The sequence below is a fragment of the Deltaproteobacteria bacterium genome, assembly GCA_016210045.1.
GTDB lineage: Bacteria > UBA10199 > UBA10199.
The window spans coordinates 146,348-159,537 of sequence record JACQUX010000029.1 but is presented as its reverse complement, the minus strand read 5'-3'; the positions used below and the strand labels follow the sequence as shown (position 1 = coordinate 159,537).

Below are 13,190 nucleotides of genomic sequence, written 5' to 3'. Positions count from 1 at the left end.
GGGCGGGGGCGCGGGGCGCGAGGGGGTTGTTGCCTCGGAGCGCGGTGGTGCGTGCGGCGCCGTATCCGGCTGCGCGGCTGGCGCCATCCGGATTGCAGTTGCGACCACATCCCGGGAGCGATCTGGCGGCGGTCGTGCGATTCGCGCTGGAACATGAGCCGACGCTGCCGAACCGGCGCGTGAGTCTCGAGACGTATCATTGGTCCACGCCTCCGGCGTTGACGTCTGAACTCCGCACCACCTTGCAAGGTCTGGCCGATGCTGCGGCCGTTTCGATCTGTGTGAAATCTCGCGACGACACGTGGGAGCTCGACGCGGCGTTGCAGCGGGCGCGGCAGTTAGCGGCCGGTCCGAGGCGGGCGATGCCGGGGATGCAGCTGCATCTTACGCAGGCGCCGGCGCTGGTGTTGCGGCAGCGGTTGGAACAACGGTTGGAACTCCGCTGTGAACTCCGCATGGCGATGGAATTGCAACTCTGCAGCCAGTTGGGTTGGGGCGATGAATGGAGTGATCTGCCGGCCGAGGCCGCCGTGCCGCCGGAATTTTTCCCGATTGTGGAGCGGATCGAACGGATGGCGGCGGCGACCGATCTGCGGAGTTATTTGGATCTGGCCGCCGAGGTGCTGGAACAACAGTCGGCGATCACCGACCCGTATTTTCGGATGTTGGCGATCTGTTATTTGGCGGAAGAATTGGGACGGCACGAAAATTTACGTCCCTTTGTGCGCGAGCTGTACGCGCACCACTTCACGGAAAACTTTTCCGCAACGACCGACTCGGGTCAGCCGAGTTTGGCGCTGCTGGTCGCGGCCTCGCAGCTGCGGGCCCATGTCCCACCCGATCATGTGCGTAGGCTCGTGGAGCGGGCGTTGGGTCTGGCGGAGCGGAGCGAGCTCGATTTCCACGGCCGCGACGCGCGGAATTTTGCCGAGATCTTGGGCCAGTGGCGCGCGATGGGGCTCACCACGGAAGAGGCCGTGGTGTGGATCAATCGCTTCGTGACGCGCGAATACTGGGTGCCGAGTGCCGAGGAGCGGCTGTCGCGCTTGCGTGGGACGGACGCGGTGGAGGAGTCGGAAGTCGAGCCCGCAGACGATCCCGACGCGATGCCGGAGGCGGGAGCCGTCCGCCATCCGTCGCCGTGGAACCGTGAAGAGCGCGCTTTTCTGGAATCGCGTTTGGTGCAGCACGCGATGGGGCGGCTGGTGGCGCGTGACGGTGTCACGGAAGACGTATTTCAACTCTTCATGCAACTGAGTACTCAGGATCGGTGGGAAGAGACGGCCGTCGTGGCCTATGACTTGCTCACTGGCAATGCCACGTTCCGCGAGCGTCTCCGTGGCGCCCTCGGCAACTTCAGTGATCCATATTATCGCGCGAAGGCGGAATTCGTCTTAGTGCGACGGAGTCAGGAGGCCACGGACGGCCTGTATGCGCAGGTCATCGCGTTGCAGGCCTTTGCTAGGCTGAACGACGTCCAGCGTCGGCATGAGCAGGCGGTGATGGCCGAGACGGAGCAACGGGAGCCGGTGTTCGAATATGTCCCGGATCTGGATGCGCTCGCTCTTCCCGCGAACGTGCAGGATATAGACGCGATCGTCCGTTGGGCGAAGGCGCAAGTGGCGGCAGCGGAGCGAGCGGCGGGCGCTGCCATCCAGCCCGCGGCGCCTGTCGCTGCCGCTGTCGAGATGGCATTGGACGCTGACGACGCAGCGGACGAGGGCGTGGAGGTGGCGCAACAAGCCGCGACCGACGAAACGGTCGAGGCGCGCGATCGGCGACGGCAGCAGGGACGGCGGGCGGAGTTGCTCGGTATCGTGGCGCGGAGCCTCGTGGACGCGTCTGCGGCGATCGCGTTGCTTGAGACGGGCGGAACGACGCGCGAACTGGTCGCATTAATCAGCCAGCTGCCGTTTTCCACGCATCCACAGTTCCGCGCGCCGGTTTTGCAAGTGGCCGGTCGTTTGATGCGCGCAGGAGACAAATACCACGCCGCGATGGTGAGCCTGCTGGCCGCCGATCCGATCGCCGAGGCCGGGCGTGGCACGCCCCGCACTGGGGCACCCCAGCAAGACGATCTGTTTCGCGCGGCCGTGCAATTCCTGGCCGCCGCTCATGATGAAGTGCCCGGGCTCTCAAACCTGGATGTGATCAAGGACGCATGTTGGTTGGCGCGCTGTGTATCAGCCGACGCGCAATTGCAGAAGTCGTTGTCGAATTTGGCGAAGGCGCGACTCAAACTCTACGCGGCGCAGCGGACAGCGTTGCGCACTGCGCATGACTGGAATCGCGTGAAAACGGAGGCCGAAGCCGGGGAAGTTCCCGCGATGCTGTTAGTGCGCCAGGACGAGATCCTGCAGACGCTGTATCGGGAGGGGCGCGGACACTTGATCGCGAGTGGGAACGATCGGGGTTACGTCGATCAGACGTTCGAGCGGGATGTCTCCGCGTTGCACGATCCGCTGTCGCAAGCGATCGCGTATGCCTTGCGCGCGAGTTATTGGTTGCATCGCGGCGCAGCAGATCCGGCGGCGGTACACGATCCCGCGCGGCATCCGCGCGCGCGGGAGTGTCTGGAACGGGCCGTTGTGGCGCTGCAGACGGTCGAGGAACCCTATTATCAATCGGCGCTCGGCATGGAGCTGTTTCAGCATCTGCTCGCGTTGCCGCTGTTCCGCGACTTCGTCCCGCGCTTCGGTCAGGTGTTTCAGGATCGTTTCGCCGGGATCGAGGCGCGGCATCGTCTGGCCCATACCGTCCCGCGGCCGGACCAAGCGTGGTTCGATCCGGAGGTCTTCGCGCGGGCCTTGTCAGAGGGGACGCTAACGCCGGCGCTCGTCGTGCGCTTCCAGACCGCTGCGCAATTTACGAAGCTGATGCGGCGGCCGTTGGCGCGCGACGTCCGCTATCGGCTGTTGGCGGGGCGGATCGCCGCGTGGCCGGTACAGGGCGTACTCGAGTTCTTGCGGCCGCTGTTGGCGGACGCGGAGGCGGTCGGCGATGTCGCGCTGCACATGCAATTGCTCGTGCTCTACGATGCGCTGCGGCTCCGCGCTGCGGCGGGTGACGCGCTCCGCCGCGATTTCCAACAGCGGGTGCAGCGGTTACAGGCGTTAGGGACGCGCCACGTGGCGGTGGCATTGACGGCGATCGAATGGCAGTGGATCGACTATGCGCTGCAACGCTTCCAGGGCGTCCTGTTGCGCGACTTGCTCCATCAGGACGGACTGGTCCTCGCGGATCGGACGCGGCTGTTACGCGCGCTGGCGGAGCGACAGGTCGTGGACGCGGGCATCTTGCCGTTTTACGACGTGCTCGCCGCGCGGGGGCAAAGCGAGCATTTCTTCCAACTCTACACGACGCTCCAACGGGCGTTTCCTCAGGCACGGCTCGACCCGGCGTATGTGCAGCGACTGCTCGACGATCCGCGTGTCCAGGCCGATTTCGGACAACTCGGTACCGTGATTGATGAATGGCAGGAGCGGTGGCTCGACTTCGATGCGGCACCACTTCCGGAGGAGCGACTCCGGCTGTTGGCCGCGGAGCCGCTGCTGCAAGAGCAGTATTTTGGCGAGGCGGAAGCTCGCTATCGGATCGAGGAACCGAAGTTCGCGTTCGCCGATTTTTCCCCGATGCTGGCGGAATGGGCGGCGGCGCCGGAACGCCTCGATCATGCGAGCTGTCAGATGTGGGAAGCGGCGTTGGAGCGGGCGCATCCTACGGATGGAGGCGAGCGCTCGGCGGCGGAAGCCGCGATCGGGTCGTATGAAGAATTGGCGCTCGAGGAGCGAGAGGCGTTGCTGGCGATTATCCGCTCCACGGCGCCGCTAACCGTGGCCGAGATCGAGGCCATTCGCGCCATCGGCGAACGGAGCGAGCTGGGCGAACGCTTGATCGGGGAGCTGCCGCCGAATCGGCAGCGGGCGTATCGCTTGTATTACGGCTTTGCGCCGATTCCGTCAGTCGATATTCACACGCCACAATCGCGGCTCTTCAGTCGCGATGTGCGTCCGACGGAAGGCGCGGCGCCGACTTTTTTCAACGATACCTCGATTCGCTTCCGCCACACGTTTCAGGAAGTGGCCGAACTGTTGACCACCGAATGGGCGCTGCAAGAAGTGGAACGGCGCTTGCGCGGGGCGCAGAGTGTCGAGGCCACGGCGGTGCGCACGGCATTAGACGCGCTGCTGACGGCGCCCGGATCGATCGAGGAATTTGCGGTAGCCGTGCGACGCCTGCATATCCGGTTAGTGGCGGCGCAGGACACCCTCACGCCAGAGGCCGCGCGGGGTGCGATCCAGCGGGCGCGTCGCGTCTGGAACGACGAACAGGTGCTTTCGCTGCTGCTGTACGAGCGTTCGCTGTTGGCCAAGGCGGATTGGGTCTTGGCCCGTCATCTGGACCGCCCGCGGACGATGTTCCATCGACCATTGAAGGACCTGTCGCTCGATATGACGAAGTGTAGCGCGCTGGAGGCCACGCCGACCCCGGCGAAGCAGCTAGTTGCCACACGGCTCGGGTTCGGGGCGGGCTGGCATCAGGACGCACGGCAGAAGCTGCTCGTTGAATTAGAGTGGTTGGCCGAGGCGCTGCAATTGCGACCCGTGTTGCGCGAGCGATTTTTCAATCCGATGGCCGAACAATTGGCCAGCTTTCTCCAACAGGCCCGCGACCCGATCGTGTTCTCGACGGGCGAGCAGGACACGATGCGGATCGCCCACGTGCCGAAACACGACATCTATACGTATATGCGGATCGGCGATTTCCGTCCGTGCTGTATCGCCTCGAATGGGACCATGCGCAGGAACTTGCGCGGCTATCACTGCGATCGGATGACGCAAGTATTCGCCATTTATAATCCGCGTACCGGACGTCCGATCGGGCATATGGTCGGACACTTCGGTTTTACCGGCAAGCAGCGCGCGCCGACGTATTTTCTCAACGGACTCTATATCCGAACTCAACATCGGAGCGCCGGTCGCGATCACGCCGCGCTCCAGGCCTTGTACGCATTCGCACAGCGCGCCGGCTGCACGCGCATCCGCCACGGGATTAACCAGTACCATGACTTGAGCACTAAACCGCCGCGCGGCTATACGTCGGTCACCAGTCAGACGATCAAACTCGTGTCGCTCATCGATGCCGCAGACGATCCAGTCGACTTGTACGACGACCTCGGCAAAAACCCGCCGAATCAACCCGCCGAGACCACGCATTATCAGATCCTGATTCAAGAGCCGTAAGTGAATAAAATCTTTACTTCGGCGAAATCACTCCCTAATATCCGCCGACCATGCATCCACTCTTGTTTACGATCCCGCTGTTCGGCGGGCTGCCGGTCCATACGTATGGGGTCTTAGTGGCGCTCGGGTTTCTCGCCGGGATGACGTGGGTCCGCTATGAGGCGCGGCGGTTGGGCGAGAATCCGGACTTGGCGGTCGATCTGGTTTTTTACATCATCGTCGCGGCCATTCTGGGGTCGCGGCTCTATTACGTCTTCATCACCGACTACGCGCATTTTAAGACCGATCCGGTCAGCTTCTTTCGGCTCTGGGAAGGTGGTCTGACCTTCCACGGTGGACTGATCGGTGCGGTCATCGTGGCTGTCTGGTTCTTGCGGCGGCATCGGCGCTCGTTCATTAAATTTGCCGATATCTTCGCGCCAGGCGTTTCGTTGGGCCACACGTTCGGGCGGCTTGGGTGTTTCATGGTCGGCTGTTGTCACGGCCGTCCGGTTGGGCACGACGCGTGGTGGGCGCTCACGTTTCCGCAACATCCGCGCTGTTTCGCTCCGTGGGGCGTGCCGCTCTTCCCGACCCAACCGGCCGAGGCGATCGGCAACTTCTGCATCTTCCTGATCTTAGTGTTGCTGCGCAAACGGAAACAATTCGACGGGCAAGTCTTTGCGATCTACTTGATGCTCTACGGGATCTTGCGATTCGTCGTGGAAATGTATCGCGGCGACGCCACGAAAGACCCGATCCCTGGGACGCCGCTCTCGATGGCGCAAGGGATCAGCGTTGGCTTGCTGGTGGTGGCGTTGGTGATTTGGCGAGTGCAAGGCAAAGGGGCGCGCGATGCAAAGGGATAATCGTGCGTATGCACGATTCGCGATGATTCTTTTTATCGCGCTGAGCTTAAGCGCGTGTGCCAAACCGTTGGTCAGTGCGACGAGCACCGATTTGCCGCCGATGGAGCGGTCGTTTTCCGCCTCGGCGAACGAGGTCTATTACGCGGTCCGCTGGGCGATGGCGGTGCGCGGTTATCCGGTCGGCTTCGAAGACTTGCGCGGCGGCGTGATCACGTCCAGCTGGGTCCCGACGCGCGCCGACTCGCACTACATCCAACCGTTTACCTCCACGACGCCCGATTACGGCACCACGATGATGCAGCAACAATATGAAATACGCGTGATGCCGGCCGGCGGGGAAACCACCGTCTCGGTCACGTCGCGGGTGAAGAGTCTCGTGGCGAATCCGCGCAGCAGTGGGCGCGAGGAGCGCGCCTTGCTCGACGAAATGGCACATTACTTACGCAGTCGCGATGTGGAACTGACGAACATCGGTGTGGAGTGATGGACTACAAAAGCACGCTGAATTTGCCCCAAACTGACTTCCCGATGAAGGCCGACTTGGTGCGACGGGAGCCGGGAATCGTCGCGCGCTGGCACGCGGATGGGCTGTACGCCGCGATGCGTGCGGCGCGGGCCGGGCGACAGCGGTTTGTGTTGCACGACGGGCCGCCGTACGCCAACGGCCACATCCATTTCGGACATATCCTGAATAAAGTGTTGAAAGATATCGTCGTGAAGTCGCGTGCGATGTCCGGATATGACACGCCGTTCGTCCCGGGATGGGATTGCCATGGTCTGCCAATCGAACTCGCGGCGGAGCAAGAAATGAGTGCGTCCCGCAGCAAGCTGCGGGACACCGCTCCCCTCGCCCCCTTGGGGAGAGGGGTGGGTGAGGGGGAGGACAACCACGACGTTGTGCCGGCCGTTCGTGCGACTTGTCGTGCGTACGCGGAACGATTTATTGCGATACAGCGCGAGGAATTCCGGCGGCTCGGCTGTCTCGGCGAATGGGAACGGCCGTATCGCACCATGGACTTCGCGTACCAAGCCGCGATCGCGCGCGAATTTGCGGCCTGCGTCGAGGCGGGCGTGGTCTATAGCGGCAAGCGGCCGATCTATTGGTGCCCGTCGTGCCGGACCGCACTGGCCGAGGCGGAAGTGGAATACGATAATCACACCTCGCCGTCGATTTACGTCAAATTTCCGTTGCCACAAGCCGATGATCTGCGCGCGCGGTGGGGGGTAAGCGCGCAGCCGATCGCAGTCGTGATCTGGACGACAACACCGTGGACGCTGCCGGCAAACCTTGGCGTCGCGTTGCACCCGGACTTCACGTACGTCGGCGTGGAAGTAAACGGCGAGGTCTGGATCGTCGCGGAAGGGTTGCTGGAAACCACGCTCGCCGCGGTCGGAGTCACGGCGTTTCGCGTCTGTGGCCGCGTCACCGCGCGGGAGTTAGAGCGGCGGACGTTGCGGCATCCGTTCATCGATCGGGAATCGCTGTTAGTGCTCGGCGAGCATGTCACGCTCGAGGCCGGGACTGGCTGCGTGCACACCGCGCCGGGGCATGGGCAGGAAGATTATTTGGTCGGGCAACGGTACGGCCTGCAAGTCTTGGCGCCGATCGACGCCGCAGGCCGCTTTACCGACGAAGCGGGGTTGCCGTGGTTGACCGGCCTCACGACCAAGGCCGCGAATCCGCGCGTCATCGAAGAGTTGAAACAGCGCGGGGCCTTAGTGCACGTCGCGGACGTTGCGCACCAATATCCGCATTGCTGGCGCTGTAAAAAACCGTTGCTGTTCCGTGCGACTGAGCAGTGGTTTATTTCAATGGAGCAGACGGCGTTGCGGGCCGGGGCATTGGCCGCGATCGAGCAAGTTGCGTGGATCCCGGCCTGGGGCAAAAACCGGATCAGCGGAATGATCGCCGATCGTCCCGATTGGTGCATCTCGCGGCAGCGGCAGTGGGGCGTGCCGATCGTCGCCGTCCGATGCGGCTCCTGCGGACGCCGCAGCACGACGCCGGCGTTGGTGCGGACCGTCGCGGCGCGTTTCGAAACGGCCGGTGCGGATGCGTGGTACACCACGGCGTTGTCGGAGTTGTTGCCGGACGAGTTTGTGTGCCCGCATTGCCGCGCGGCGGGGCCATTCACGAAAGAAGAAGACATCCTCGACGTCTGGTTCGATTCCGGCAGTTCGTTTGCCGCGGTGGTCGAGTCGCAGCTCCAGGTGCGCGATCCGATCGATCTCTATCTCGAAGGGAGCGATCAACATCGTGGCTGGTTCCATACCTCGTTACTGATCAGCATGATCACGCGCGGGCGCGCGCCGTATCGGGCCGTGCTGACGCATGGCTTCGTCGTCGACGGCGAAGGAAAAAAATATTCGAAGTCGGCCAAAAATTACGTGCCGCCTGAGACGGTCTTGAACCGCTATGGGGCCGAAGTGTTGCGGCTCTGGGTCGCGGCGGAGGATTACCGCAACGATATCCGCGTGTCCGACGAGATCATCGCGCGTGTTGCGGAGAGCTATCGCAAAATCCGCAACACGTGGCGCTATCTGCTCGGCAATCTGTTCGATTTCGATCCCGCGCGCGCCGCAATTCCATACTCGGCATTGACGCCGCTCGATCGGTGGGCATTGCACGAAACGGCCGCGTTGATCGAACGCTGTCGGCAAGGCTACGACCGCTATGAATTGCACGCGGTCTATCATGCGCTGAATGCGTTTTGTGCCGTGACCGCGAGCGCGCGGTATTTCGATATTTGCAAAGACCGATTGTATTGCGGCGCGACGAACGGGCCGGATCGGCGGGCCGCGCAGACGGTGCTGTGGACGATCGCGGATGCCGTCACGCGACTGGCCGCGCCGATCCTGTCGTTCACGGCAGATGAAGTTTGGAGTTATCTGCCGCGGATGGCGGGGAGTCCCGCGTCGGTGTTTTGCGCGGATCTGCCGTTGGTCGATCCCGTGTGGTGCGTGCCAGAATTGGCCGCACAGTTGGAGCACTGCTGGACGATTCGCGATGTCGCGAACGAGGCGCTGGAAGCGGCGCGCCGCGCGAAGGCGATCGGCAACGCCCTCGGGGCGCAGTTGGTGATCGCGTGCGATGCGGCGACCAAGGCCGCGCTGGAGGCGCTGGCACTCGCGTTGCCGGACTTTTTTCTCGTCTCCGGCGTCGCATTTGGAACGCCGAGTGGGGAGTATGTCGTGCAGCGCGAATCCCCGGCCCTCGCGGTTGGCGTGCTGGCCGCGCACGGCACCAAATGCGCGCGGTGTTGGAAGCTCGACGCCCATGTGGGCGCCGATGCCACGCATCCGGAACTCTGTCCGCGATGTGTGGGAGTGGTATGACATTCAAACTCCGCTGTATCGTATTGCTGGCGCCGCTGATTCTGCTGCTCGACCAGTGGTCGAAATGGTCCGTGCGGGCGGAGATTCCGTTCGGTGGTGTGATTCCGATCTGGCCCGGCTATTTCGACCTGGTCCATGTGCAGAACACCGGCGCGGCGTTCGGAATGTTGGCCGGCGCTGCGGCGGCGTGGCGCGAACCGTTTTTCTATCTCGTCTCGGCCGTCGCGCTCACCGCCATTGTCGTGATGCTCGTGCGATTGCGTGCGACGGAACGGCTCACGATTTTTATTTTGAGTCTGTTGTTGGGCGGCGTGATCGGCAATCTGATCGATCGCGCGCTCTTCGGATCGGTGACCGATTTCGTGTCGCTCCATTGGCGCGACGTCGTTTGGTCGGGCACGCTGTTCGGATGGCATTGGCAACTCCCGCTCGATTGGCCCGCGTTTAATGTCGCCGATAGCGCGATTACCGTGAGTATGGTCTTGTTGGCGTGGCAGCTGTTGCGCGGGGAAGGGCGGACCGCATGAAACCGATTCTCTTCACGTTCGCGCTCCCGTGGTTGGGTACGATCCACATCTCGTCCTTCTTTTTTACGATTTTTGCTGGCGCGATGCTGGCCACGTTGTGGGTCGTCCGCTCGTGTCGCAGCCGCGGCTTAAGTCCGGTGGTTGGGATCGACATGGGGATCATCGCGATGCTCGCGTCGGTGGTCGGTTCGCGCGTCTTTCATATCATCTTCGAATATCCCGGTTATTATTGGGAACACCCGTGGCGCGTGTTCGACTTTCTCTCCGGCGGCTTCGTCTCGCTCGGCGCGTTTGTGTGTACTGTCGTCGCGTGGGTCTATTACTTTAAATGGAAGGGCCTCTCGGCCGCAGAATACTTCGATTGCGGCGCACGCGGCTGCCCCATCATCGACTTTTTCGTTCGCTTGGGCTGTCTGCTGATCGGTTGCTGTTATGGCCGCGTGACCGAATGTCCGTTGCATCTCCGTTTTCCGCCTGGCTCCACGGCGTTCTATTTCATGAAAGACGCGCCGCTGCACGCGACGCAAGTCTACTTCATGATCAACGCCGTCATTATGTGGCTCGGGATCCATTGGTGGGCGAAGCGGCGGCAGTTCCCCGGCCAACTCACGGCGCTCTTTCTGATCTGGTACGGCGCCTCGCGGTTCCTGATCGAATTTCTGCGTGGGGATCGAGATCGCGGCATGTATCTCGAATGGCTGGTACCGACCGGGATCTCGACCGGCCAATTCTTCATGCTCCTCTCGATGGGCGCTGGTTTCGTGTTGTGGCGCCATTGGCGACGGGCGCACACGGCGGGAGGGCGCGATGCGGCGCGATGAGCGGCCGCAACGGATCGTCTGGCAGGCGCTCGGCGTGAGCCTGGTTTTTGCGCTGCTGACGCGACTGCTGCTGTTGGTCCCGTGGCTGCGCGATTATCGCGCACTGCTGTTTACATTGCTCGGTGTTTATCTCCCGCTCTGGCTGTTGCAGCGGTCCGGCCGCCCAGTCGATTTTCTTGAATCGGACGGGGCCTCGCTACGACGCGCGTTGACGGTTTTTCTGATCGTCGCGGCGATCGTCTTTCCGCTCTATCTCGTGGCTGCGCACGGTTGGCAAACGAGTGTCGTGGGTCTCCAATGGCGCAGCTTCATTGCCCCGAGCTGGACCGACGTCGTCACACAGCTCGTGTTTGTCGCGCTGCCGGAGGAATTTTTCTTCCGTGGCTATCTGCAATCCACATTGGACCGCGTATTCCGCGTCCCGTGGCGGATCTGCGGCGTGCGGCTGGGCTGGGCGTGGATCCTGACCGCCGTGATCTTCGCCGCCGCGCACAGCGTTGTGCATTTGGCGTGGTGGCACTTCGCGATTCTATTCCCCGGCCTGCTGTTCGGCTATCTCCGCGCTCGCACCGGCGGCCTCGTCGCCCCGATCCTGTTCCATGCCGCGTGCAATATCGTCGCACAGGTCGTGGGGATGAGTTATGGCCGCTGAACATTGCCACGCCGCCGCCTACCGAAACGTCCCCACAATAACCAGCAAACCAGCATGCAATATCGCTTTGATGGGGACAGGTACCATGCGATGCCCATTTGGCGCCGGTTTGAGCAATATCCATGCAATGCCCATTTGACGGAGGTTTGAATGGTACCTGTCCCCGTATCAGCGGAAAAGACACGCGCGCTGCAGGCGCGGATGGACGCGCTTGGCGTAAGTGAAGCGGAGCTCGATGAACACTTCGTCCGTTCCGGCGGGGCCGGGGGACAGAACGTCAACAAGGTCGCGACGTGCGTGGTGTTGCGGCATCGGCCCAGTGGCGTGCAGGTCAAATGTCAGGAGGCACGCTCGCAGGGACTGAATCGCTATTATGCGCGGCAGCGTTTGTGCGAGCGGCTGGAGGCCCTGCGCCTCGGCGCGGCGAGTGCCGAACAGCAGCGGATCGAAAAGGTCCGTCGCCAGAAACGCCGCCGCTCCCGCCGCGCCAAGGCCAAGATGCTGGCCGGCAAACGGCATCGCGCGGCGATCAAGGGGCTGCGCCAGCGGCCGCTGCAGGACTAGCAGAGTCGGCTGAAGAAGCGGGGTGCCGGCTCGACGTGCACGCCGTCTTGCACGAAGTGTCGGGTGCCTTCGCAGACGACTTGATACAAGTGCGGAATGGCGAGTCGCTCGCCGAAATATCGCAAGGTCTTGGAGGGCACCGTGTCTTGCAGTCGTGCTTCGACCGCGAACCACGGTCGGCGATTCACCGTGACCAAGAAGTCGACTTCGTGTTTGTCGAGATCGCGCAGATACCAGAGTTGCGTGGCGTATCCCTCAGTATCTTCCAGATAGTGACAGAGTTTTAATAAATGGGCCGCGACCAGATTTTCGAAGCGCGCCCCCGGATCGGGTACGAGTGACCAGTCCCAGAGGTACAGTTTCGGCATTTTCTTCAGGCCGGTCGAATGGCGCCGATAAAACGGGAGGATGCGGAAGCTGAAGTAGAGGCGTTCCAGGATCTCCATCCAGTGCGTGAGGGCGCGATGGCTCACTTCGAGATCCTCCCGAATGGCGTTGAGTGAGAGGAGGCTTCCAACCCGGGTCGGCAGCAGGTCGGTCAAGAGTTGCATTGCGGAGAGGTCGCGGATCTGTTCCAACTCGCGCACATCTTCGCGCACGAAGCGTTCCAACCGCTCTTTTTGCCAGCGACGATGCACGCGATCGCTCTGGGCCAAGATCGGTTCCGGGAAACCGCTGTAGCGGAGCAACTGCGGCAGGATTGTAGTTGGTACCGGCGAGGCGTCGGGGAGCGGTGTCATGGGGGTGATCCGGTGGGGCGGTCCCGTGAGTTCGGCGACGCTGAAGGGATGGAGTCGGTAGTGGTGATACCGCCCTTGGAGGGAATCCCCGCCGCGGCGAAAGATATCGAGCCGAGCGCTCCCGGTCACGAGGAATTGATGGTGTCGACGATGCCGGTCGTACTCGCCTTTCAGCCATTGTTTCCAACGTCGGTATTTGTGGAGTTCATCCAGGACAATGCATGAGGGTTCCGTGGGCCATTGGGCGGCCATCAATTGCCGACGGTCCGTACGCCGGTCCCAGCTCAGATACAACGCATGCGAGGATCGAGCGGCCACTTGCTCCGCTAAGGTCGTCTTGCCGACCTGGCGCGGACCGCCTAACAAGACCATTTTGTCGGACAAATCGGCGGCAATGGCGGGTTCCAGGTACCGTTCTTGTGACATGGAGATTTTGTGCCATAACGCAAAAAAAATTGC

The 13,190-nt window shown here is 62.5% G+C and carries 9 protein-coding genes; 8 read left to right on the top strand and 1 reads right to left on the bottom strand.

All coding sequences use genetic code 11. The features are described 5' to 3' along the window. The first annotated feature begins 44 nt into the window (after window positions 1-44). The 8 genes from HY696_09840 (at window position 45) to HY696_09805 (ending at window position 11,991) form a co-directional block, all read left to right on the top strand. The gene (locus HY696_09840; protein MBI4238700.1) at window positions 45-5,243 is read left to right on the top strand and encodes a hypothetical protein; all 5,199 of its coding nucleotides are present in this window, start codon (window positions 45-47) and stop codon (window positions 5,241-5,243) included. Between the two features lie 50 nt (window positions 5,244-5,293). Next, window positions 5,294-6,091 carry a prolipoprotein diacylglyceryl transferase gene (gene lgt / locus HY696_09835; GenBank protein MBI4238699.1) on the top strand — a complete coding sequence of 266 codons (798 nt, stop codon included), beginning with the start codon at window positions 5,294-5,296 and terminating at the stop codon, window positions 6,089-6,091. Next, entirely contained in the window at window positions 6,078-6,575 is a 498-nt protein-coding gene (locus tag HY696_09830; GenBank protein MBI4238698.1) for a hypothetical protein, read from the top strand. The genes lgt and HY696_09830 overlap by 14 nt, the downstream gene beginning before the upstream one ends. Continuing rightward, window positions 6,575-9,427 carry an isoleucine--tRNA ligase gene (gene ileS / locus HY696_09825; protein ID MBI4238697.1) on the top strand — a complete coding sequence of 951 codons (2,853 nt, stop codon included), beginning with the start codon at window positions 6,575-6,577 and terminating at the stop codon, window positions 9,425-9,427. The genes HY696_09830 and ileS overlap by 1 nt, the downstream gene beginning before the upstream one ends. Next, on the top strand, window positions 9,424-9,954 hold the full coding sequence (lspA, locus tag HY696_09820) for a signal peptidase II (protein ID MBI4238696.1): 531 nt from the start codon (window positions 9,424-9,426) through the stop codon (window positions 9,952-9,954). Before ileS ends, lspA begins: the two co-directional genes overlap by 4 nt. Further along, entirely contained in the window at window positions 9,951-10,775 is an 825-nt protein-coding gene (locus HY696_09815; GenBank protein ID MBI4238695.1) for a prolipoprotein diacylglyceryl transferase, read from the top strand. Before lspA ends, HY696_09815 begins: the two co-directional genes overlap by 4 nt. Further along, window positions 10,762-11,427, top strand: a complete 666-nt coding sequence (locus HY696_09810) for a CPBP family intramembrane metalloprotease (GenBank protein MBI4238694.1) — start codon at window positions 10,762-10,764, stop codon at window positions 11,425-11,427. Before HY696_09815 ends, HY696_09810 begins: the two co-directional genes overlap by 14 nt. Window positions 11,428-11,577: 150 nt before the next feature. Then, a complete protein-coding gene (locus HY696_09805; GenBank protein ID MBI4238693.1) occupies window positions 11,578-11,991 on the top strand; it encodes a peptide chain release factor-like protein in 414 nt (137 codons plus the stop codon). Here the strand turns inward: HY696_09805 and HY696_09800 are convergent. Further along, entirely contained in the window at window positions 11,988-13,163 is a 1,176-nt protein-coding gene (locus tag HY696_09800; GenBank protein ID MBI4238692.1) for an ATP-binding protein, read from the bottom strand. The two genes, HY696_09805 and HY696_09800, sit on opposite strands and share 4 nt — an antisense overlap. Window positions 13,164-13,190: the final 27 nt, after the last annotated feature.